Origin of the sequence: Bacillus sp. FSL W8-0640, from assembly GCF_038007725.1 — a bacterium.
Classification (GTDB): domain Bacteria; phylum Bacillota; class Bacilli; order Bacillales; family Bacillaceae_G; genus Bacillus_A; species Bacillus_A cereus.
Map to the genome: position 1 here is coordinate 418847 of NZ_JBBOXT010000002.1, position 23593 is coordinate 442439.

Genomic DNA, 23593 nt, shown 5'->3' on the forward strand with positions numbered 1-23593 from the left:
GTACTTGTCTTTTTTAATACAAGTTTTTAATTAAAATAGTACCAGTATACGTGCATATATATAATATTTATTAATGTAATATAATTAAATTTCACAGATGCTATCGCTTAAAAATAGTATCCACTTTCTTGTCTCATTAGGAGATAATGATAGTCTAAATTTATGTTAATGGGCATAGGAGAGGATTCTACAAACATTAAATACGGTTGACAACACGAGATTACAAGTGTAATATTCAAATGTGGATTACAAATGTAATCAAAGGAGGATGTAATTTAAACTTATGAAAGAATTACCTAAAATTTCGGAAGCTGAATTAGAAGTAATGAAAGTATTGTGGTCAAACTCTCCACAAACGGCAAATGAAGTAATTGAAGCGTTGGAGGTAAAAATGGATTGGAAACCGAAAACGATTCGAACGTTGATTAATCGATTAGTTCACAAAGAAGCAGTGGCTTATCATCAAGATAAAGGGCGTTTGTACTCTTATTATCCTTTGGTATCGCAAGATAGTTATTTACAAGTAGAAACGAAATCTTTACTTAAACGTTTCTATGGTGCAGCATTTAAACCTTTACTTGTAAATTTCTTAAAAGAAGAGAAGCTGTCATCAGAAGATATTAACGAACTTAAACGTATTCTGGATGAGAAAACTGAGGAAAATCAGAGGAAGGATAGATTATAGTGATAGAAAAATTTATAAATATCTATCTACCTGCTTTTTTTGATTGGATGATTGAGACTTCTATTATGGCTAGTATATTAGTGGGACTAATCTTGTGTATTAAGGTCTTGTTTAGAAATAAGTTAACTCCACGTTGGCAATATATGCTATGGATCATATTAATTATAAGACTTGTATTACCTTGGTCGCCAGATAGTTCCTATAGTATCTATTCTGTTCTTACTTACAAGAATGATGATGCATTCATTTCTAGGGGAAATGCTGTAGCTAAGTTTCTTACAAAAGAGAGTACGCAAGAATTAAAAGGTATAGACGATACAAAGGTTCACACAAAAGAAGATACTTATACCTCAAGTTCAACAAAAACTGTTCAGGCAAACAAGACACAAGCAGGTATTAATGAAAAGCAGGAAGATGAGACAATTTCATTCTATACAATCTGTATGTATATTTGGCTTACTGGCGTTATCCTTCTAAGTGTTGCTACTTTTATAATGAACAGGCGATTATTACTTTACATAAAAAAACAACCTGTTATTACAGATGAGAAGATTGTCCAGATTTTTGAAAAGTGTAAGCAATCTATGTCTATTCAACGGAATATCCCTCTATTTGTATCTGGAAAGGTTTCCAGTCCAACGGTGTTCGGATTTATTCGCCCCAAGTTGTTGTTATCCAGTGTACATATGAAGATTTTAGATGAACAACAATTACGATATATTTTTTATCATGAATTAGCTCATATCAAGCGAAGAGATGTTGGTGTAAATTGGCTTATGCATGGGTTACTCATTTTAAATTGGTTTAATCCCATTCTATGGTATGCCTACTCATGTATGCGGGAAGATCAAGAACTAGCATGCGATGCATTAGCTCTTACATGTATAGATTCAGAGGAACAAATTGCGTATGGACATACTATTATTAGTCTATTGGAACACTACTCAAGTTATTATCGAGTACCAAGTATAGCAAATTTTAGTAAAAACAAGAGAGCGTTAAAAAGGAGAATTCTAATGATTAAAAAATTCCAAAAAAAATCATATCGTTGGTCTGCGATAGGGGCTGTGGCAGTGATTGCAGTATCATCTGTATCCTTATTAAACGCCCGTGCTGATCAGCCGACTAACCCTGAGAAACAACAATTAGAAGTGAAAAATAATATGAAAGAATTAAAAACACGAACAGATGCTCCTATACAGCGAATTGTAGAAAAAATGATTGGTACAAAAGAACAAGCAGAAGCAGAATTTTTTGTTTCCGAAGGAGACTATAATACTTTACTTACAGAGATTGGAGTGGCGAGGAATCTGTTTACGAAAGAAGAATTTGATCGATTCATTACATTGGAAACAGAAGCACATATTTTAGATAAAAAAGTAAGGCAAGTAGGAAGTCCTGAAAAGTTAGACCCAGAAGAGGAAAAAAAATATGAGAAAAACAGTGAAGAAATTGGACCATTTAGAGAGAAAATTCATTCGCATTTTAGATTAACTAAAAAGGAAGCACAGAAATATGTTGATTTTCCAATTAACACCCCAAGTTATGTGGTAAAAGGGTTTAAATTAACTGGAGAAGGTGTTAATACACCGATGACTACTGGAAAAATGAATCCCGATTTTATTTATGAATATCAAAATGAAAGTAAAGATAATGTATATATTGTGCACCAATCTGCAGTTACTGCTGAAGGAATAGAATTCTCGAATAAAAAAGCGGATTATAATGAAAAGGTAACAAATTATGAATTAGAAGGTACAAAAATAACCTTAGTTGAAAGTCTTGATACAGAGGAAACCTATAAAGTAATGCAAATGATTGTTCCTGCAAAAGGAAAGAATAGCGCTTTTCAAGTCTTTATTATTGCAGGTGATTTAAGTAAAGAAGAAACAGAGAAAGTTATGCTGTCCTTTCTAAAATAAAAATAGAGTCTCAGAATTCCGTTTAAATGGACTAAACTAAGAAGAGGGTATTATGTTCAATATACAGCATATATCCTCTTTTTTTATACATATTAGATTAGTAATACAGATATTGAAAATCATGCTAATGATACACGTAGTTATATATAACTGAAGCAACTCCTTTATAAAAAAGTACCCACCTTCTTGTCCTAAAACAATGATAGGAATAGAAGTATCTACTTTTTGAACATAGGACAAGAAACTCTAAACTACTTAGCCAGTAATAATACAATAAAACCAAAGTAAACTTTTATTCAAAAGTTTACTTTGGTTTTATTTCAATCACTGTGTTTATAACATTTCTTCATATTTCGAATAAATATCCAAAAAAGTATACATTCAAAACACTGTTATTTTGGTTTTTATGAACAATTGCTACTTTTACATAAAAAACACTCCAACAGCTTAAGAATTATATTTACGTGTCCGATTAACTAAAATGATTTATCAAATCAAAAAAGAGAGTGGGGCAGATGAAAATAAAGTTCAGAGTTGGTAAGTTGAAAGTGTATTTCGAGATTAACAGAACTACATTTAAATTAATAGGCGAGTTAATAATGAGGTCTCGCCAACTAAACGCGAACTACGTATGCTAAGGAATTTCTAAGTTAAAAAACTGGGTTTTACCGTACGTTAACAAATTTCCATAAACGACATTTAATGTTTGTTATGGGATTTTGTTTTTAGTAATGAGTTTAAGAACTGGTTTTTGGCCGTATTTCTTTCAGATATCATCTTTTATTTATTATATATAGTTTGGAAAAATTATCATTTACACACAATCAGTATTAGTGTATTATTCATCTAGTACACTAATACTGAGGAGGGGAGAAATGGAAATTGAGTTTTCTCCTAATATCCCGATTTATATTCAGATAATGGAATACATAAAAAAGGAAATTGTAACAGGTCGTTTAGTACCGGGTGATAAAATCCCAGCTGTACGTGAACTAGCCAGTGAATTACAAGTGAATCCCAATACGATTCAACGCACATTTCAAGAGCTAGAACGAGAAGGTATTGCTGTGACACGAAGAGGAACAGGGAGATTTGTAACGAGTGAAGGAGAAAAGATTACTGAACTACGCAAAGAAATGGCAACAGAGTTGCTTAATAATTTTATAAATGGAATGGACAATTTAGGATTTACGAAAGAAGAAATTCTTCCAATCCTCCATTCTTCATTAGAAAAGAAAAGGAAGGAAAACGAATGACAGAGTTATTAAAAATTGAAAATCTGTGGAAAAGATATAACTTAAAAACAGTGCTTCAAGATTTAAGTGTAACAATTTCTGAAGGGAAAATTATTGGTCTTGTTGGTGATAATGGTAGCGGAAAAACGACATTATTAAAAATGATTGCTGGTTTGCGTTATCCTTCTAAAGGAACTGTCACAATTGAAGGTCAGAAGGTAGGAATAGAAACAAAGAAAACTGTTTCATTTATGCCTGATAGTCCTGTTTTTGACGAGTGGATGACGATAAAAGATGCTGTAGTTTTCTATCGGGATTTTTATAGTGATTTTGATTTTCATCAAGCAATGGACTTAATAGCTGAGTTTAAAATGCCATTAGAAGAGCATATAGTTGCTTTATCAAAAGGTGGAGTGGAAAAATTACAACTTATCTTAACTTTCTCCAGGAAAGCAAAGTTATATATATTAGATGAGCCATTGGGTGGAATTGATCTTGTTTCTAGAAAACATGTACTAGATTTAATTCTGAAATTTTACCGAGAAGATTGTACCATTCTCATTTCAACTCATTTAATAGAAGAAATCGAAAATATATTTGATGAAGTAATCTTTTTAAAAGACGGAACTATTATATTACATGAAAACGTAGAGGAAATTCGTTTTCATCACGGGAAAGCAGTACATGAGTTGTTTAGGGAGGTGTTTGAGCAATGAACCCACTTTTTCTCTATTTATATAAGTGCAATAGAAAAAAAATAGCAGTCTTTTATTCTGGTTTTATTATTATTTCTTTACTTCTTTTATTTAGTACGATAGGACTCTCAAGGGTACTACCTCCGTTTATAAAGGATTTAGTATTACTCATATACCTAATAATAATTGGTATAGCTGCATTTTTACTTCTTCTAATAGCGCTGCCTTCTTTCAATAAAATATTAAAAAATTCTATGATTCGTTATACAGCCATCTCAAACAGAAAATTTATATATACGAATTTATTGTTTTTTACATTAATGTTTATTATTTTATTAGGTATAGGCTTAATTTTTTCATATTATTTTTCACAAAGTCTTTTTGATGGAAAAGTAATTGGTTATAATCCGAGTCTTTATGGTGGAGAAGTAACCGGAGAATTTCGACAAGAATATCACAAGTTGTATAGTTACGGAATCTTCCAACACATATTTGCTTTTCTTTTATGGGGAATCGATTTCATGAGTATCCTTATTTCTTGTTATTTTATCATAGTCATTATAAGACTGTTTCCAGTGAAGTCATGGATGAGTAAAATAATTTTATTCATCATTTTCGTTGCTATCTTTTCAACAATACAAACAATAGTAATGAATGTGTTAAGTAAATTAGAGAAATATGCAGTTACTATTAAAAGTTCTGGGTTCATGGATAAGAATGATTTTTTTGATACATCATTTTACCCTATTGAAGATTTCACTATTTTGGGTCTATGTTTTACTTGCTTGTTAATAATTGTACTCGTAGCGATTACAGGTCGCATGATCAATAAGAAATTAGAGATATAAAAAATCACTTTATAAGTAAAAGATATTTTGGGAGGAAAGCATGAGAACATCTAATCCAATGTTAAAAAAAGACAAATTCCATGAAGAGAAGACAAGCGCTTCTATGATGACAATAGGTGGAACGATAGGAAAAACATTCATTTTGCTTATCTTACTTCTTGCAGCATCTGTCTATTCCTACGTACAGATGACACAAGAGACAATGAAAATACCCGTGTTAATTGGAATTATAATAGTTACTCTAATTGTCGCTTTTGTGGTTATATTCGTTCCGCGCATATCCCCAATTTGCGCACCGATTTACGCAATATTACAAGGGGTTTTATTAGGAAGTATTTCAGCATATTATACAATGCGCTTTGGTGATTCTATCGTTTTAACTGCCGTATTACTAACAATTTCGATTTTATTTTCCATGTTAGTGTTATACGCAACTCGAATAGTAAAAGTAACTAAAAAGTTTCGTGCGGTTGTAACGGTTGCAACACTTGGAATTTTTATTATGTATTTTATTGTTTTCTTATTGAGCATCTTAGGGGTGACTGTTCCATATATTCATCAAGGTGGGACAATTAGTATTATCATAAGTGCAATTGTAATTGTTTTTGCTGCATTAGATTTATTACTAGATTTTGATTCAATTGAACATGGTACTCATAGTGGAGCACCAAAGTATATGGAATGGTACAGCGCAGTAGGACTTATGATGACATTAGTATGGTTATATCTAGAGATCCTTCGTCTGGTTTCTTACATTATGAAAAACAAAGACTAGAAAACATCCTGCATGGTTCAAACATGCAGGATGTTTTTGTATTTCGTAGTATCAATTAGGTCACGTTATGTAGAGAAAGAAAAATTTCATTTAGAGGGTACTTCAAAACCTTAGCTTGATGGTGATGGGGTCACCATATCAAAAAAAGTAACTTGTACGTTAGATACATTTTTCAACCGCTTCCTGTACGTTAAGAGATTGGTTGTTTTTTTATAATGAAATTCTAAATATCTAATGATAATAGATGAAAAAGACGATCAATAGTTGGGATAAGGAAATGATTCGGATTTACATTTTTTCTCAATATATATTATGGATAAATAAGGTAAAATATGGGCTGAGGGTATGTCTCATGTTGTGTTCATCCTAACAATAACTAAGGATACATAATATGCTTCCATATCCTTAAATGATTTTGTTATAGAAGGGATGGAGATTTAAATGGCTCAAATTGTTGATATTGATAGATACCTTTGTACTGGGGCTTTAATCTATATGAGTGAGGGCCTTTTCCCTAAGCCTAGGAGCTAAGGAACAGTAAACCGCCACCTATACAATATGAATAGAAGAGAGGAATACCTTATGAAAATACGTAGTCAAATAACATTTGCAAGTCTGGCCCTTTTAATAGCTGGAAGTTCTCTGTTATACACAACACCAATCTCAATTGTAAAAGCAGAGCCTACTCAAAATGTATCTAGTGCGTCACACAAAAGCACTCAACGAGATCGTAATTCTGTCAAGCAAGCTATGCGGGATACATTGCAACTTGGATACCCGGGAATACTTGCTAAAACTTCTGAGGGTGGAAAAACGTGGGGGTATGCGGCTGGGATAGCGGATCTGAGAACCAAGAAACCAATGAAAACAGATTTTCGCTTTCGTATTGGCAGTGTGACTAAGACGTTCACCGCAACAGTTGTACTTCAATTAGCTGGAGAGAACCGCCTGAATCTAGACGACTCCATCGAAAAATGGTTGCCTGGTACCATTCAAGGAAATGGATATGATGGTAACCAGATTACTATCCGGCATATATTGAACCATACAAGTGGTATCGCTGAATACTCAAGATCAAAAGACGCTGATTTTACGGATACAAAAAAATCGTATACGGCTGAAGAGTTAGTGAAGATGGGGATTTCTCTGCCCCCTGACTTTGACCCAGGAAAGGGCTGGTCTTATTCAAACACAGGATACGTATTACTGGGTATTCTTATTGAAAAAGTAACCAGAAACAGCTATGCGGAAGAGATTGAAAATCGGATTATTGAACCACTTGAATTGTCGAATACATTCCTACCTGGCAATTCAAGCGTTATTCCAGGCACCAACCATGCCCGTGGATATGACCAACCAGACGGAGCAAGTGAGCTAAAAGACGTTACTTATTATAACCCAAGTGCAGGTAGCTCTGCTGGAGATATGATTTCTACTGCTGACGACTTAAACAAATTCTTCTCTTACTTGCTCGGTGGAAAATTACTGAAAGAACCACAACTAAAACAAATGCTTACTACAGTTCCTACAGGAAGAGAAGGAATCGATGGATATGGTCTTGGAATCTATGAAACTAAGCTTCCGAACGGTGTCTCGATATGGGGACACACAGGTGGCATTCCAGGGTTTACTACTCTTGTTGGAGGTACACTTGGAGGCAAGCATACGTTGGTCGTCAATTGGAACAGTTTGGGTAGAGCTGACAGTCCTAATCCTTTTAAAAATATTTTACTTGCTGAATTTAGCAAGTAGGCAAAAAGGAAAATCGGATAAATTTTGTCGTAGTTTTTATAATTAAAAATAAATTTAGGGATTTTTGGAATTCAGGCGGCAACTCAACGCTATTAAGCTAATAAAACAAAATCCTCCCTAAAATGAAAAAAAGCTATTATTTCTGTATATTTCTACAAAAAGAATAGTGTTTTTTCGTTTAATAGATACATTTTTTTAGCTTGATTGCGGTGTGATGTGCCCCCTATAAATAATAATAAAAGATAAAACAACCCAATTAATTACCAATTTATTTTTTATGCATCACAATTATTAATTAAAGTTGTTTTAGATATATAACCACCTAATGAAGATATATATAACCATTTAGATGAATTATCATAATGTCCTTGGACATATTCTCCATTAACCCAAGTACTAGTTACATTAGTATTTTTACTAATGAAACCTACAACCTTAGCGCTAGCAGATGCTGTGTTTCGTACATTAGCGCCATATACGCCTACATTTTCTCCATTTGTACAAAGACCTGATACATCATTTTTTTTGTAAAAGATTAATTGTTGAAAATAATGAAGTTATACAAGTGCAAACAGAAGTTATTTGTAAACAATGTAATAATGAATACAAACATCTAAAGCAATATGATAAAAGGTTTGTGGTCCTCCATGTCCATCAACCTTTTATTATGAAGTAACACCTGAACGTATTATATTATTGTTTTTTATTAACAGACATAAAAATGATTTATTTGTTTTATTAATATTTACCGAACGTCATTGTAAAATGTTTGAATATGTATAAACTTAGTTAATTTTCGTTTGGTTATTTCTGAAAAAATAGTAAGTATTAATAATAATAAAATATTGGATATATCACCTACAAAAAGCCGCAAAAAGAATGGAACCAGTAAAGAAAGGATACTTTCATAAAAAATTTTAAAAGATAAGAATTATTTGCTCTTGAAGAAAAGTGACTAGAAAAGTTACAACCATATGGAGAATAAGGTTATACAAAAAAATCTTAAAAAGAGGACAAAATTATGGAACAAAGAAAGTTTTCAGTAACACCTCAAGATCAAATGAATTATGTATTAGGTCTTTATTCTGCAGATCAACAAATTAATGCAGTTCTTTATTTTCCTGTAGGTATATCAAAGGAAATACTTGAAGAATCAGTAAGGATAACGTTGCAATTGCAACCAGTTTTGAACAGCCGGTTTGTAGAAAATGATATTCCTTACTGGGAGGAACATTCATCTGACACTAACTCATCTATTTGCTTTTTTGCAGAAGGAAATAATCAAGAACTTGAAATAATGACAATAGATTTTATTAAGGAACCTGGTGATCGTATACAGGGGCCTATGGTTCAAATGAAATTATTACGGGGCACTACAACAGATATGTTAGTTGTGAAATTATCTCATCTATGTTCAGATGGTGCATGAGTCAAGGAATATATTAAATTGCTTGGAACAATATATACGCACCTTTCATTGGGACGGTCTAAGAAGCAAATTATAAAGGAATTTGATGAGGGAAATGAGAGTTGTCGAGATCAATCACATGTATTCAAATACGCTGGAAAATCGGACATAAAAAGTGCGTATCGTCCTAACCAAGAACAACAGGCATCGTTATGGTCTTTTCCATCTCAACCTAACAAAAATAAATTTCCCCAAATGTCCGTACGGCGATTGAGCCATGAGCAAACTCTACGTTTAACCCAATGGACAACAGTACAACAGGCTACCTTGAATGATGTATTCATGACTGCATATTTCCGAGCTTTATCACATTTCACTGTGTATGCAGAACCTCGCACTGCAGAAAAAATGATTGGCTTGACAATTGATTTACGTCGATATCTGCCTAATAATACAACTGGTGCTATTTGCAACTTATCCGGCATGGAAATGCCAGTGATTAAAATGGAGGATGATGAATCATTTAATCAGACTCTCGTTCGAATTAAACAATCAATGGATAAAATAAAGTCTCAAAATCCAGGTCTTTTTTCAGCAGCAGGAATGGAGCAACTGGCAGGTATGAAGCTATCTGTGGTGAAGGAAATGTATAATCAGCAATACGAACAAGCTTTACAGATGGGGATGGCGTTGCCATTACTGACAAATTTCGGGGTGATCGCTGATGAACCTATTCAGTTTGGTGAAATTCAAGCTGAGGACGGGTATATGACATCACCCGTTATGTATGCGCCATTCTTTTCAATGGGTGCAAGCTTTTATAATGGAAGACTTACATTTACGATTGGTTATCATGCGCCGGATACATCAAAAGAAAAGGTAGACAAATTTTTAGAAAGTGTTGTTAATCAACTATCATAAATAAAAGAGAATATAGAGCAAAAATTTCTGGCAGAATTGTATTTTAGGGGCTCGTCCCTATGTCCATCAGGCTAATACTTTGAAGCACCACCAAAACAAAAATTTTATTTCTCAACAGTTATATATGAGAATTAAGCTTATTTTTTCGTTTTGGGGTATTTTTTCTTAACTTGATGGGCATGTATGGTGACCCCTTATACAAGTACTCTTAGTAAAGAGAGTTTATTATCTGATTGTAACGAGTTTCGTTTAATACTATATTCATATTTAAATTTATATGTGCATAAGACCAAAAAATGAAAAGAGCAGCTAGTAAAAGCTAACTGCCTCTTGCACTCAAGAACAATACATTTGCAAAGAAAAAAGGTATGCAACGTTAAGTTACAGTTATAGCTTAACCAGCATTAGGAATGTTATGCAGGATCAAAAAAGGAGCACTGTATATAAGTGCTCTTAAGAGGTAGACGTAATTGTAATCATAACCAGTATTAATATACGCTTAGTCTAATTAAATTTTGAAAAAAGCAGCTAGCTACTGAGCCCAAGGAAGGGAAAGGAGCGATTGATTAGGTCTTAGACCGAAATGGGGATTTTGGATATTTAGACCTAAATATAGTATGGATTTTGCTTTAGAAATTATGTACAAATGAAAAGAGCGTTTTTAATCATTCTTTGTTCCAAAACCATAGATAATTGGATTATCATCGGTATTAATGTCGCATTATAGATTAAAAAACAACTGGTAGACTTACGAGAGAACGAATTTTACTATGTCTATAAATCAGTTGATCCGGTTTGATTGCCAGGCGAAGATTAGGAAACCGCTGTAACAAAGTGCCTAATGCAATTTGTCCTTCTAGACGCGCCAGCGGAGCTCCCAAACAGTGATGTATACCAGTCCCAAAGGCTAAATGATTATTCTCCTCCCGTGAAATATTCAATGCCTCTGGATAAGTAAATTCCTTTGGATCAATATTCGCTGCAGTCAGAGAGAGCAGAATTAATTCGCCTTTACGAATCCTCTTTCCATGTATTGTCATATCTTCACCAGCAAAACGGCTACTAAACATAACTGGACCAGCAAAACGTAATAGCTCGTCGATGGCGGAAGGAAGCAGGGAAGGGGCCTGCCTTAGTAAATTCATTTGTTCGGGATGTTGAATTAACGCCAGTACGCCATTACCGATTAAATTGACTGTCGTTTCATGTCCAGCAATAATGAGCAACCAAATTGTCGAAAGAAGCTCGTTCTTACTCAACTTGTCTTCTTGCTCTTTTGATTGAACTAGAGCACTTATCAAATCGTCACCAGGATTTAGGCGCTTTTCGTTCAGCAATACTTCGATGTAATGAATAAACTTTTCAAGTGTTGCAGTAACTGCAGTCCCCTGACTAGGGTCCACAGAGGCGTTCATGATTTCTTGTGTCCATTTGCGAAACTGGTTTCGATCAGTGGCGGGAATTCCGAGCATTTCTGAAATGACAATAATGGGTAGTGGGTAAGCAAAGTCTGCAATAATTTCCATCTTTCCTTGTTTCTGCACAGCAGCTAATAATTCGTCAGAAATTTGCTGAATACGGGGACGAAGTTCTTCGATCATACGTGGTGTAAAGGATTTAGAGACTAGCCAACGTAGGCGCGTATGATCAGGAGGATCTACCGTAAGCATATTTGGCATATTCATTATCCATTCAAACAGTTTACTCACAGGTGTATTCTCCTCAATGGACTTCTGCTTATCATGGGGCGGTGCGAATTTTCGTAAATCTTTGAGAAAACGTGGATCTTTCAGTATAGAAACAACATCATCATATTGCAATACGACCCATGCTCCTCCCATTCCATAAAAGTCGTCAATATGAAAGAAACGCTCTTGTTGATTGATAAGCTTTTTATAGAACATAATGGGATTGCGCATAGTTTCCTGTGAGTTTAAATCGTTAAAAGTGATCTTTTTCATTAGTTTCCTCCTTATCAGCGCATAACTATTGAATGCTCTGGTATTAATACTCCTCTTTACCGAATAATTCTATGACCTTCCATGTTATAAATATGTTTATTTGATTCTCATATCTAATCAAATGAGCATATTTCTCTTCAAGAGCAAAGAAAAGAATTCCTTCTTTTTTGACCCGATTAGGACAAGAAGTAAACACGTATCTAATGGTATAGGAAAATTCATGAATAATGAGAAAACTATTTTATAAAAAATAATAATCTAATATCAAGTTGAACTCCTATTTTGAAAATTTTATTAATATAAAATAAAAACTATTCACCATCCAATTCTTATCTAATATATGGGGAAGGCCTTTGCACCTTTGGGATAACACTTTCTATAGATTGGGGGTATAGATGCATTAGTTTCGAAATACATATAAGATACAGTATTACAATTAAATTATGAAACGATTGTAAAAGGGACGGGAACCGTATGCACACTTTACAAGGGTATATGGAGAAGCATCAGGAAAATGCGGATTTACAACTAAGTTATGAAGGTGGATAACAAGATGGATATAAATTCTAAAGCTGTTTCCATTAAGCCTCTAACAAAGGGTAGACGAATTACTCTAACACTCGGGCTATTCTTCTTATCACCGCTCATTGCAGAGTATTTGCTAGGAAACATTTCAATTAGCGCAATAGCAGCATTACCTTTTCTTGCTTTGATGTATGGCTGTGGGTCGATTCTCATTCGGGAGATTACCAGACGTAGAGGTTACGGATGGCCCACAATGATCTTAATGGGGTTAGCGTATGGAATCTTAGAAGAAGGATTAATCACACAATCTCTCTTTAATCCTTCGTATGCAAATGCCAATCTTCTGAGTAATGCACCTATACCGGAACTAGGGATAAGCGCTTGGTGGACTTTGTTCGTCCTTACATTACACACAGTTTGGAGTACTAGCGTGCCCATTGCACTCATTGAATCCTTTATACCTAACCGGAAAACAACACCCTGGTTAGGAAAGATTGGAATATTCATAATTAGCCTGTTATTCGTAGCTGGAATGATCTTCACCTTTAATGGTTCGTATGCACAAGGACATTTTCTTGCTACTCCAACACAATTAATCAGTACACTCATTGCTATTTTCATAGTGATTATCATTGCTGTCAGCATTGGCCATGTTCCAAGCACTTTTGTAAGAGGGGATGCACCAAATCCTTGGGTAATCGGTGTAGTTTCTCTGATAGCCTCAAGTTTATTTATGATTGTGCGTGAGTACAATGCCTGGGGGGTTGTCGTTTTCTGGATATTACTGTTCGCCGTGATGACGATCTTATTCTTGCATTGGTCACGGCGCAAAGGTTGGGGGAATATACACGAGTTAGCCCTAGCAGCAGGAGCACTCCTGACCTACGCATGGCACAGCTTCATCGAAGAACCAGTCATTGGGGCCACAGGGACCATAGACCAGATTGGTAATGTCGTTTTCTCACTTAGCGCAGTCGTTATTCTGTTTCTCGCTATTAAAAGTTTAAAGAAATCTCAGTAAATCTATATTATGACAAATTATATTCTGTGTTTCTATTTTATTGAGGAACGAAAAAAGCCTAATTTCTCAATTTTAATGCTGAGGAATTAGGCTTTTTAATATAGAAGAAACTTATTCCAAATGGAAGAGTGGCGAAATAACGCTGTTATGTTTATGGAAATGTTAGAACTAAAGAAAAACACGCTATATAAAATAATTAAGCAATATGAAGAAGCAAAGTAGCATCTATTCTATGGCAAATGCTACTTCGCCCTCAGTTGTAAGAACGCTGATACTCCACTTATTTAAAGTAGGAAATTTATATATATCGCCATATTTTATTTATAGAATTAGAATTTAACTTCACTTTACATATTTTTGCTGTTTTTACATAAACTATTTCTAAGCCGGTTGATCTAGCGGCTTCACTCTTGGAAAACAATTAGTTTTCCAATCAAGCTCATGAAACCCACAGGCAGACAATCTAAAATATTGTCTGCCAAATCATTAACTTTTTATATAACGAATGATAGTCTCGTACATATCCTTTATATGTTAACGATAATGGAATTCCGGAATTCTCCCCTATTATACAAGTGCTGTAATAGCGGGGAATTAAAGAAGTTACTTGCTCTTTTTTGTATAATTACATTGATCTTACACAAACTATTAATGATTCATTTTACCAATATGAGTCATTTGAACATTTTAAAAATCTTTATGAATTGCTCCTGATGGGACAAGCAATATAGCTTGTCCTGTTTTCATGTTTAGAATATACCTCTTTTATTAACATTAGCTTAAATATAAGTATCACGCACAAGGTTTAGTTGCTTGATATGTGGATTAACCAACAGGTCGTAAATACCAACAATCATGCAATTATTTGGCCGTATTTAAGTATCTACAGATATTTTGATAATTAACTAGCGATTTAATACATTGGTAGCGTAGTTCTTGAACAAGTTTCATCTAAAGTATCCGTACAATCAGGGGCAATCTTTTTATATTGAATAGGGGTAAGACTTTCCTTATGAAGACTTAAAAATTTAATATCTTTTTCTTCTACAGTACTATATAGCATAATGCCGATGTTTAATAATCCAAGTAAAAGAGAGCCTTTCCATACCGTGTGCATTTGAAACTTCTCCTTCCATAAAAAGAAAATGAATAGTTTTAGTATGAGTAATAAGAAAATTCATATGCATTTTTTATATTTTTTATATTTTGGGAGAGACTAAAAAAACTTTGAAAAGGAGGATTCAAAAATGCAATTAGCTACACATGAGTTACGTGATTTAAGTGAATTAATTGCTGGCTGTTACAATACAATTAATACGATGGGTACATACATTCAGCAAGCACAAGATCTAGAATTAAAACAACTATTACAGCAACATTTTCCGCTCCATGTGGAAGACTATAATTTAAAAGTAGAATTTGTCCAAAGCCAGAATACACCCGATATTGAGCGTTTTCAGCCCTCTAAGTTAAATCCAGTATTGGTTTCTTATTTAAAAGCACCTATTGAACAATATCCATCAGTTGCACCTAGTATAAATGGAGCACCTCCAAACGATCGAGCAATCGCTACGGGCTATCTCTTAAATCAAAAATCAGCTGCATTAAATTATGCTGGGGCTGTATTAGAGTGCGCGAATCCAAATTTGAGGTCTTTTTTAGAAAAAGCCTTTTTAAATAGTAGTAGACATGCGTATGATATTTGGCAATACATGGTTAAAAAAGGTTACTATCCGTTATCTCCAGCACCAGAGTCTGAAATAAAAGCAATAGCAAGCAGTTATCAGCCTATTAATCAGCCGTTACAATAATATAAGAATTAGTAAGCACATATGTTAATTAAATTGTATTGGATAAAGCTGAACAGATTAATTATTCTTACTCTGTTCAGCTTTATTTTTTAATCTTCTTTTAAGAAGAGAGTCAATATTAATACATAATTAAAGTGGGATTATTTTTCCATAAAAAGGAATAACTATTTTTCCATGATTCGTAGCATATTAAAATTATAGGAGGTGATACACTATGGCAAACAATAATAGCGGAAGTCGTAATGAATTATTGGTTCGAGGCGCTGAGAGTGCAATTGATCAGATGAAGTATGAGATTGCACAAGAGTTTGGTGTACAACTTGGTGCAGATACAACAGCTCGTGCAAACGGTTCTGTTGGTGGAGAAATCACAAAACGTTTAGTTGCAATGGCTGAACAACAACTTGGCGGTGGAGTTAATCGCTAAGTTCAATTATAAATGAGAGTGGATTAGTATAAGACATAGCAGATATTCAAACCAATTTCTTTTGTGTATTCATAAAAAAATAAGCCCTTATAGTAAACGCTTTCTCACTTAAAGGTTATTGATAATCTTTGAGTATTTTGTTTGCAAATCTCTTTTCTAAACTACACACAGTGTTGGGAAGGTGTTTCCCATGCATGATAGAAAGTCTTTTGTAGGAAAAAACATACTTAAAAATATCTTTTCAATATTGAAAACTATACTTATTATGATATTTTCGAAAGAGAGGCATTTTAAAATGGGTATATTAAGTGGAAATCCTCAAAATGAGCCTTTACATTACGGAGAAGTATTTGATATTTGGAGTTATCTTCTTGCAGCACAAGGAGCTGTAGCTGGACATCAAGTATTTATGAATCACACAGGTGATGAAGATTTAAATAAGTTCTTACAAAACTTAATTGAGAATGATATGACTTCTGAAATAGAAGAGTTAAAAGCTCTTTTAAAGGTGAATGGAGTGGCTTTACCACCAGCACCTCCAGAAAGACCGGTTGCCTCTATTGAAGATATTCCTCCTGGCGCACGCATTAATGATGCTGAAATTGCAGCAGCCGTTGCTACAAGTCTTGCAGCAGGATTAGTAACTTGTAGTCAAGTTATGGGGAAATGCCTTCGAGAAGATGTAGGCATGCTCTTTGGACAATTTCACATGAAAAAAGCACAAGCTGGAGTAACTTTACTACGTTTAAGCAAGAAGAAAGGCTGGGTAGTTCCTCCGCCATTACATGTACGAAATTCCGAACAAGCTTAACAATAATAATAATAATAAAAGTGGCGCTCGGCCACTTTTTTATTTCAATTCCACCTACTCACTTCGCGTTCCTTGAGGAAGGAGTCTTCTTGGCTAAAATGATAAAAGTATCAAAAGGTGTGAGGATTATTTTTATGGAACGATAGAGCATTTCAGATATTGTTACACATTCGTAATCATTTTTGTATAAATATCTCATAATATTTTCTAATGTTTTAACTGACTGAGATGTCTGAGAAAATTCGCTACCATTCCAATCATGAAGTAGAATAATATTTCCAGGTTTAACACCTTTAGTTATATACCTATAAATTTTACTAGCTGCTGGATTTCTCCAGTCTTGAGGATCCTGATGCCATGACCATAGAATAACAAGTTTCCAATTTTGTATAGCTGTATTAATAATTAAATCGTTGAGAAGGCCTCCGACTGGTCGATAGAGAGTTGGTTTATAACCAGTGATTTGCTTGATAATTTCATCCGTTTGATCTAATTCTGCTGTTAATTTAGCGGCAGCATATCAGATAGACATGTTAAGGTTCAAAAAACATCTAAGTCTTTTCCCTGCCTAAAAAGGAACGAGATTGGAAATATCCCTCAGAAATGAAATAAGTTAGGCTGGTTATTAGCTGTTTAGGTATAAAATTTTACTTCACAGTAACAAGTTTGGAATAACCCTATATATTTTCCTTTGTATAACTTCTGGAACGTATAAACATAGCTTCTTTAATTATTTCTATTCTTGTTTATTTGATGTTTTAGACAACTATTAACGAATAACTTATCCAAAACTCTCAACCCTATATAAGCAAAAATTACTTTCGCAATGATAATCAATAAATATACAATCGAACTAACTGTAAATCCAGTCATGTAGCTAAATTAGAATTAAAACTAATAACTATCTCTCCCCCCAACAAAATACCTGAACATCCTGCAAAAGAAATCAAAAATATTAAAAAGGTCCTAAAATAGCAAATAACTTCATCTTTTTATCTATGTGTCACATCTCCTATTTAAAATAGGGGTACAGCCACATGACCATCAAGCTAAGAAAACAGGTTAATCCCAAAACGAAAAATATGCTTTTTTGTTATAATTTAACATAAAATTTCGTTCTGGGGGTACTATAAAATTTTAATTTGATAGCGATGTGGCGGGACCCCTAATAGAAGACTCGAAAACGGGAAATTCCAAACAAAAAAGTAGCCATTACCGGCTACTTTTTCTTTTGAATCGTCGAGGGAATTTGTATCAATTTAATAAATTATATGTATGCATTAAAATTATATTCACCATTTTATCTTAGATAAGGTGAAGTATCTTTCCCCCACCTACTTATATGCATCGCTTGAGGTGGGGGTAGTTCACTAATTCACTTGCATGTCGATATAATTCACAAATGCAAAAGCGCAAGATATTGTTTTATTGCCTCCAGTTCCTCCTTCTTCTACAACTCGAATTGTGCAAGTCTGAAGATTAACGCTTGTAACCGTAATTGTTATTGGATTATTTGTAGTTTCATCATATTCAAAGTGCAGGCGAATATTAACTAAACCAGCTGCATTTAAATCACTAACTTATTGCAAATCACTCAACATTGCACGACACAAGCTATTATAAGCATTAGTATTTCCTCCTCCGCCTGATGGTGGTTTTGGCACTTTCTCATCAATTCCATTTCTTTAAAATTTAAAAAGGACCAGGTAAGACTAAAATGTACCCTATAGAATAGACACTTGAAAAAAGTCTATTCTATAGGGTATTTCTTGTATAATAAAAGGAAAATTGGGATCGGAGAATGTTGAAAATGACAAAAAAACTATTTACAGAAAGAGGAATTCAAATTCTATCAAATAACCTATACGTAAAATCTGTAAGTCAGAAAGGTATCACTTATACAGAGGAATTTAAGCATATTTTTATTGAGGAAAATGAAAAAGGAAAGCTACCTCGAAATATTTTTGAAGAATGTGGTTTTGATATAGATATGATTGGAATGAAACGAGTTATGTCATCGGGAAGTAGATGGCGTGCTGCTTATAGAAAAAATGGTGTATTGGGTTTAAGGGATACACGTATCGAAAACGCTGGAAGAACTCTTGAGAGAGAGCTTACGTTAGAAGAAAAGTGTGCCCGTTTAGAAGCCGAACGAAACTTACTAAAGGCGGAAAACGAATTGCTAAAAAAAATCAAACTTATGGAAGGGAGGATGAGAAGGAAATAACACTACCACCTAGTCAGAAATTCATCTTGATTCGTTCCGTCATCATGAAATACAACTTAAGGAATATGGTCAGTCATTTGTGTAAAGTAGCTGGTGTATCCCGTTCGGGATACTATAATTACTTTTCAGTTTCATCTCAAGAACAACGGAAACAAAAGAGTGATCGAGATGAAATCTTGAAGGAAACCATATTAAAAGCACTTCGATTTAGAAATAGAAACAAGGGGGCTCGTCAGATAAAGATGACATTGGCGGGTCAGTTTCAAGTTGTCTACAATTTAAAGCGTATCCGTAGAATTATGAAGAAATACGAGATTATCTGTCCGGTTCACAAAGGGAATCCTTATAAAAGAATGCTTAAAGCTACAAAAGAACATCGAATAGTACCGAATCAATTAAATCGGGAATTTAAACAAAATACCCCAGGGAAAACACTTCTTACAGATATCACCTATTTAGTTTACGGTAAGAATCAAAGGGCCTATTTATCTACAATTTTAGACGGCTCAACTAATAAAATTTTAGCTTACCATGTTTCAGAACAGATGACATTAGAGCTCGTAACGACAACTCTCCATAAACTAAAAAGGAATCCGTGGATTCGATTGACTGAAGGTGCTTATATTCATTCAGATCAAGGATCCCACTACACAAGCCCTACCTATCAAAAGCTAGTTAAAAAGCTAAACCTTGGACAATCCATGTCAAGAAGAGGAAACTGTTGGGATAACGCCCCACAAGAATCATTTTTTGGTCATCTGAAAGATGAAGCTCATATAAAACCTTGCGTGTCCTTTAATGAATTGAAACAAGAGATTAAGAAATATATGACGTATTATAATCATTATAGATATCAATGGAATTTAAAAAAGATGACTCCTGTTGGATACAGAAATCATCTTCTTGATGTTGCCTAACTTTTTTCAAAATGTCCTTTACAAAGGGTACAGATTAATTACTACATGTTCTTTTTGAGGTGGTTCATATTTAAATATTCCGTATCTTCTAGACTTTTCTTATTGTAGTGTCCTGCTGTTTCTTTTCCCTCATTACAACAGCAAAGTTCATGATCTCTTCCTGTGTTAATTTTTCTTCTTTAATATCACCGAAAATACCTGAACCAACATATTTCATATCATCCCACTTGTAGAACGGCTCTTCATCTTTTAAGACCATTTCTGTATACCTTTCCCATTTACCATTAATGTTTGCCATGTTGAATCGTCCTTCATCTTGTAAAATTCTTAGTGCAAACATCTTATCTGAGTAATAAAAGTCGTAAGGAGTATCTTTATTGTAATAACGCTGAAAATCGATTTCATCTTCTCGTTCGGGAATATCTCTCTTTTCTGTTTCAACTTTTATATAAGAAGAAAGTGGAAAATTCTCCAATTCATCGTCATATATATGCTCTAAAACCCAATAGTTACTATCTGAATCTCCAGGGGAGTATGTAAACCATTCGTCTTTATCAGTTTTAAAAACATATTCCGTGTTTGAATGAGTTTTTTTCGATATGTTTCAACTATATATTTATCGGAAAACCAATCTGTCTAATCGTAAGAAATAGCGGATAAGGTTATGTCACTATCCCCATTTATAATGAGGAATTCTTCATTACCTTTTTCTTTACAAGAGTAACACTCGAATACTTGAAACCCCTCGTATGTTCTTAGATCCTCCTCTGCTAAAGCATCTCTAATTTCATCTTGGACTTCTTGAGGTATCTCTCCTAAACGCAACAAACCATTTAAATCGCGCATTCGTACTCCATTAGGTTCTTCGGCAACTTGTATGCCATATGGCTTTAGAATTTGGATTATCCTTTCTACTAGTGGCCAATCAATATGAAACATATATTCATAAATACTTGAATCAAAATCATCTATAGGAGTTAATAATTCTCTAGTTTTAAAATTGTCACTAATGAGCCATTTTTGAGGATAAGAAAAGTCTCCTTTTTTAATAAATATCGATGGGGCATTGTACACATATTTTTTTAAACTTTCATTCGAAAAGATTAGATACCTTGTATTTTCATCAGTTTCGTATTCAAATATTCTTCTTCCCTCTAATAATATTTTCATATATACACCTCTATAAGATTGATAGTGTAGCAGCTATTATGTAGAACATAGATTATTAATAATATTATAGGCGTCAAGTCACCAAAAGTAAAAACTGTAACCTTTTGAAACATTTTACAGACGTATCAAGGATTCTTTTTATCTTTAGATGTATGAAAATAAAAAACATCCTGAAAGTTATACCTTTTTGGAGTGTGAAACATCTAGGGGGGTTCTGAAGGAATTCTTTTAGATTCCTAGATACACTGAATACTAATAATGTTACGTTATGTTAACCGAGCATGTATACAATATACAAATAAAATCTTCAATTACTTTTTGTATAATAATGGTATATAAGTTATTTTTTTAAATAAAGTAAGCATGTGATTAATAATAAAAAAATTAAGAAAGTAGGGAGTGAAACATGAAAAGCAGCAAACGAATTCGAAGTCTGGATATTTTACGGGGATTAGCAATTTTAGGAACCTTAGGAACAAATATTTGGATTTTTGCACATTTAGGGGATTTAAATTATATATTTACTTTTACTCATAACAAATGGTGGTTATCGGGTGATGACTTTTTACGAACTTTATTTTTAGCTTTAATTAATGGCAAATTACTTGGCTTATTAGCCATCATGTTTGGCGTTGGATTGGAATTAAAATATCAGCAATCGCAACGGTTGAACCGTCCTTGGCCAGGAATATACATATGGATTTCCTTAATTCTACTTCTCGAAGGATTTTTGCACTTTACCTTAGTGTTAGAGTACGATATTTTGATGTCTTATGCAATAACCGCGATTATTGTCTCTCTTATCGTCAAAGCAGGAGAAAAAACGATGCAAATAACGATAATCAGTGCTGCAGTGATTCATGTCTTCTTTATATTAATTGTTTGCTTAGGTGTACTGGAACACCAAGTAAATAGTGAGTCAATTGCAAAACCTCAAGAAATCACTAACCTTTATCAAATCGGACCTTGGTTGAAACAAGTTCAATATCGACTTAGTCATTTTTGGGATTTGCGAACAGAAGCAATCTTTATTATTCCCTTTAATATTTTTCTATTTCTAACGGGTGTTCTGTTGATGAGGAAAGGAGCTTTTACGAATGATGATAACGGAAGGAACATTCGCAAAAAGATGATGAAAATCGGACTATCTCTTGGCTTGCCTTTAAACTTATTGCTGTTTATTCCTGGAGGTTATTTTGATTTTCCAGTAAGGTATATATTTGCTCCAATTTTGTCGATTGGATACATGGGGGGAATTAGCTTATTAGTTGAAAAATTCCATTCCTTTTCATTGTGGAGCTTCCTAGAAAAAGCAGGTAAGATGTCCTTGAGTTGCTATGTATTACAGAATATTTTGTGTTCAGTTCTGTTTTATGGTTGGGGATTGGGGTTTGGTGGAAATCTCAACTCATTTACGGTCATTTCTATTTGGATATTAATCTGTTTACTGCAGCTACTCTTTGCTACTGTATGGTTAGGTTACTTTACCATGGGACCAATGGAAACAGCACGTAAGCATTTAGCTGGCTTACTAATAAGAGAAAAAACATCAAAAAAAGATTTGCAAGCATAAGATTATATATAATATCATTTTTAATATGAAAATGAATAAATCTGAGTATTCATATATTAATTGACTTTCGCTAACAATAATTATGTGAACACGAAAGTCCTCCAGTTAAACAATTTGGAGGACTTTTAATAGTCTTCTAAATACATTGAATCCCGATAATGAGACGTTATGTTAACCTAATATGTATGGAGTATACATCAAAATAAAGCTGTATTATTAATACTTTTATGCCATAATGGAAGAAAATTTAAATTGCGAGGGATTACATTGATTAAAAATATTTTAAATATTGAGGGATTATTTGTATTATTCTTAAGCACTTTTATATATTTCTATCACTACCATTTTAGCTTGATGTGGTTTTTAATACTTTTGTTAGCTCCTGATATTTCTGCGCTAGGCTATATCGTTAATCTCAGGACAGGAGCAATTTTATATAATATATTTCACTCTTATATCTTACCTATCTTGTGCATCATATTAGGAATACTATTCACAAACAATATTACTATTATATTAGGACTAATCTGGACCGCACATATAGGAATGGATCGTATTTTAGGATATGGCTTAAAATATAATAATTCTTTTAAGGAAACACATTTACAAAAATTAACCTAATGTTTTTACTTCCAATAACGATAATTATGTAAATAAGCTGTCTATATGGGCAGCTTATTTTTTTTTTGCTTAACGTGGTTTTTTTCCAAAATACTGGCGGTATCCCATGCCCATCAACCTAAGGTTTTTAATTATCCCCATAACGAAAATTTCAACTTTTTACAATTGTTCATGAGAATTTGGCTCAATTCTTTCGTTTTGGACAACAATCAATTTCTTAAGTGGATGGTGATGGAAAGTTTCCTATTTTTAAATAAATCGGACTGATATTAAAAAAAAGAAAAAACT

17 protein-coding genes and 4 pseudogenes are annotated in these 23593 nt (G+C 33.6%); 16 read left to right on the top strand and 5 right to left on the bottom strand.

Features of this window, described 5'->3' with window-relative positions; genetic code table 11:
* The first annotated feature begins 283 nt into the window (after positions 1-283).
* The 8 genes and pseudogenes from N2V80_RS29265 (at position 284) to N2V80_RS29300 (ending at position 10241) form a co-directional block, all read left to right on the top strand.
* Positions 284-685 (top strand): BlaI/MecI/CopY family transcriptional regulator, encoded by a 402-nt coding sequence (locus tag N2V80_RS29265; RefSeq protein WP_044585231.1) that lies wholly within the window; start codon positions 284-286, stop codon positions 683-685.
* Positions 685-2607: a M56 family metallopeptidase gene (locus tag N2V80_RS29270; RefSeq protein ID WP_061655480.1), complete on the top strand. Its 1923-nt coding sequence runs from the start codon at positions 685-687 to the stop codon at positions 2605-2607. The genes N2V80_RS29265 and N2V80_RS29270 overlap by 1 nt, the downstream gene beginning before the upstream one ends.
* A gap of 875 nt (positions 2608-3482) precedes the next feature.
* On the top strand, positions 3483-3863 hold the full coding sequence (locus N2V80_RS29275) for a GntR family transcriptional regulator (RefSeq protein ID WP_061655479.1): 381 nt from the start codon (positions 3483-3485) through the stop codon (positions 3861-3863).
* Entirely contained in the window at positions 3860-4558 is a 699-nt protein-coding gene (locus N2V80_RS29280) for an ABC transporter ATP-binding protein (RefSeq protein WP_061655478.1), read from the top strand. The genes N2V80_RS29275 and N2V80_RS29280 overlap by 4 nt, the downstream gene beginning before the upstream one ends.
* Positions 4555-5385, top strand: a complete 831-nt coding sequence (locus N2V80_RS29285; RefSeq protein WP_061655477.1) for a hypothetical protein — start codon at positions 4555-4557, stop codon at positions 5383-5385. Before N2V80_RS29280 ends, N2V80_RS29285 begins: the two co-directional genes overlap by 4 nt.
* 40 nt (positions 5386-5425) lie before the next feature.
* Positions 5426-6160: a Bax inhibitor-1/YccA family protein gene (locus N2V80_RS29290; protein WP_061655476.1), complete on the top strand. Its 735-nt coding sequence runs from the start codon at positions 5426-5428 to the stop codon at positions 6158-6160.
* A gap of 582 nt (positions 6161-6742) precedes the next feature.
* Positions 6743-7912: a serine hydrolase domain-containing protein gene (locus N2V80_RS29295; RefSeq protein WP_061655475.1), complete on the top strand. Its 1170-nt coding sequence runs from the start codon at positions 6743-6745 to the stop codon at positions 7910-7912.
* 1021 nt (positions 7913-8933) lie between these two features.
* A pseudogene (locus N2V80_RS29300) lies at positions 8934-10241 on the top strand (condensation domain-containing protein).
* A gap of 728 nt (positions 10242-10969) precedes the next feature.
* On the opposite strand, the gene N2V80_RS29305 reads toward N2V80_RS29300, so the two are convergent.
* The gene (locus N2V80_RS29305; RefSeq protein ID WP_340981053.1) at positions 10970-12202 is read right to left on the bottom strand and encodes a cytochrome P450 family protein; all 1233 of its coding nucleotides are present in this window, start codon (positions 12200-12202) and stop codon (positions 10970-10972) included.
* Between the two features lie 553 nt (positions 12203-12755).
* Here N2V80_RS29305 and N2V80_RS29310 point away from each other — a divergent pair.
* Both N2V80_RS29310 and N2V80_RS29315 read left to right on the top strand, forming a co-directional pair.
* Positions 12756-13748 carry a hypothetical protein gene (locus N2V80_RS29310; protein WP_061655167.1) on the top strand — a complete coding sequence of 331 codons (993 nt, stop codon included), beginning with the start codon at positions 12756-12758 and terminating at the stop codon, positions 13746-13748.
* A gap of 100 nt (positions 13749-13848) precedes the next feature.
* Positions 13849-13970 (top strand): annotated as a pseudogene (locus N2V80_RS29315) (recombinase family protein); the annotation flags it as partial.
* A 736-nt stretch (positions 13971-14706) separates the two neighbouring features.
* Here N2V80_RS29315 and N2V80_RS29320 read toward each other — a convergent pair.
* Positions 14707-14865 (bottom strand): annotated as a pseudogene (locus N2V80_RS29320) (Ku protein); the annotation flags it as partial.
* A gap of 130 nt (positions 14866-14995) precedes the next feature.
* Between N2V80_RS29320 and N2V80_RS29325 the strand changes: the two are divergent.
* The 3 genes from N2V80_RS29325 (at position 14996) to N2V80_RS29335 (ending at position 16797) form a co-directional block, all read left to right on the top strand.
* Positions 14996-15559 (top strand): spore coat protein, encoded by a 564-nt coding sequence (locus N2V80_RS29325; protein ID WP_061655166.1) that lies wholly within the window; start codon positions 14996-14998, stop codon positions 15557-15559.
* Between the two features lie 214 nt (positions 15560-15773).
* Entirely contained in the window at positions 15774-15986 is a 213-nt protein-coding gene (locus N2V80_RS29330; protein WP_061655165.1) for an alpha/beta-type small acid-soluble spore protein, read from the top strand.
* Between the two features lie 295 nt (positions 15987-16281).
* Entirely contained in the window at positions 16282-16797 is a 516-nt protein-coding gene (locus N2V80_RS29335) for a DUF3231 family protein (RefSeq protein WP_061655164.1), read from the top strand.
* Positions 16798-16855: 58 nt separating this feature from the next.
* Here the strand turns inward: N2V80_RS29335 and N2V80_RS29340 are convergent.
* Positions 16856-17311 (bottom strand): annotated as a pseudogene (locus N2V80_RS29340) (polysaccharide deacetylase family protein); the annotation flags it as partial.
* Between the two features lie 1287 nt (positions 17312-18598).
* On the opposite strand from N2V80_RS29340, the gene N2V80_RS29345 reads away from it, so the two are divergent.
* Positions 18599-19941 (top strand): IS3 family transposase gene (locus N2V80_RS29345; protein ID WP_154695883.1). Its coding sequence is split into 2 segments (ribosomal slippage): positions 18599-18980 and positions 18980-19941, totalling 1344 coding nucleotides; the frame shifts between segments, so codons are not numbered across the junction.
* A gap of 88 nt (positions 19942-20029) precedes the next feature.
* Here the strand turns inward: N2V80_RS29345 and N2V80_RS29350 are convergent.
* The gene (locus N2V80_RS29350; RefSeq protein ID WP_253859341.1) at positions 20030-20416 is read right to left on the bottom strand and encodes a hypothetical protein; all 387 of its coding nucleotides are present in this window, start codon (positions 20414-20416) and stop codon (positions 20030-20032) included.
* 161 nt (positions 20417-20577) lie between these two features.
* Positions 20578-21111: a hypothetical protein gene (locus N2V80_RS29355; RefSeq protein ID WP_253859339.1), complete on the bottom strand. Its 534-nt coding sequence runs from the start codon at positions 21109-21111 to the stop codon at positions 20578-20580.
* Between the two features lie 406 nt (positions 21112-21517).
* On the opposite strand from N2V80_RS29355, the gene N2V80_RS29360 reads away from it, so the two are divergent.
* Entirely contained in the window at positions 21518-22684 is a 1167-nt protein-coding gene (locus tag N2V80_RS29360) for a DUF418 domain-containing protein (RefSeq protein WP_061655160.1), read from the top strand.
* Positions 22685-22951: 267 nt separating this feature from the next.
* Entirely contained in the window at positions 22952-23305 is a 354-nt protein-coding gene (locus tag N2V80_RS29365; protein ID WP_080450909.1) for a DUF4260 domain-containing protein, read from the top strand.
* Positions 23306-23593 lie beyond the last annotated feature (288 nt).

What these genes read in the sequence shown, in the direction of transcription:
- N2V80_RS29305 (WP_340981053.1), bottom strand. Translation starts at nt 12,202, where the DNA reads ATGAAAAAGATCACTTTTAACGATTTAAACTCACAGGAAACTATGCGC.
- N2V80_RS29290 (WP_061655476.1), top strand. Translation starts at nt 5,426, where the DNA reads ATGAGAACATCTAATCCAATGTTAAAAAAAGACAAATTCCATGAAGAG.
- N2V80_RS29280 (WP_061655478.1), top strand. Translation starts at nt 3,860, where the DNA reads ATGACAGAGTTATTAAAAATTGAAAATCTGTGGAAAAGATATAACTTA.
- N2V80_RS29295 (WP_061655475.1), top strand. Translation starts at nt 6,743, where the DNA reads ATGAAAATACGTAGTCAAATAACATTTGCAAGTCTGGCCCTTTTAATA.
- N2V80_RS29330 (WP_061655165.1), top strand. Translation starts at nt 15,774, where the DNA reads ATGGCAAACAATAATAGCGGAAGTCGTAATGAATTATTGGTTCGAGGC.
- N2V80_RS29310 (WP_061655167.1), top strand. Translation starts at nt 12,756, where the DNA reads ATGGATATAAATTCTAAAGCTGTTTCCATTAAGCCTCTAACAAAGGGT.
- N2V80_RS29360 (WP_061655160.1), top strand. Translation starts at nt 21,518, where the DNA reads ATGAAAAGCAGCAAACGAATTCGAAGTCTGGATATTTTACGGGGATTA.
- N2V80_RS29275 (WP_061655479.1), top strand. Translation starts at nt 3,483, where the DNA reads ATGGAAATTGAGTTTTCTCCTAATATCCCGATTTATATTCAGATAATG.
- N2V80_RS29335 (WP_061655164.1), top strand. Translation starts at nt 16,282, where the DNA reads ATGGGTATATTAAGTGGAAATCCTCAAAATGAGCCTTTACATTACGGA.
- N2V80_RS29265 (WP_044585231.1), top strand. Translation starts at nt 284, where the DNA reads ATGAAAGAATTACCTAAAATTTCGGAAGCTGAATTAGAAGTAATGAAA.
- N2V80_RS29285 (WP_061655477.1), top strand. Translation starts at nt 4,555, where the DNA reads ATGAACCCACTTTTTCTCTATTTATATAAGTGCAATAGAAAAAAAATA.
- N2V80_RS29355 (WP_253859339.1), bottom strand. Translation starts at nt 21,111, where the DNA reads ATGAAAATATTATTAGAGGGAAGAAGAATATTTGAATACGAAACTGAT.
- N2V80_RS29325 (WP_061655166.1), top strand. Translation starts at nt 14,996, where the DNA reads ATGCAATTAGCTACACATGAGTTACGTGATTTAAGTGAATTAATTGCT.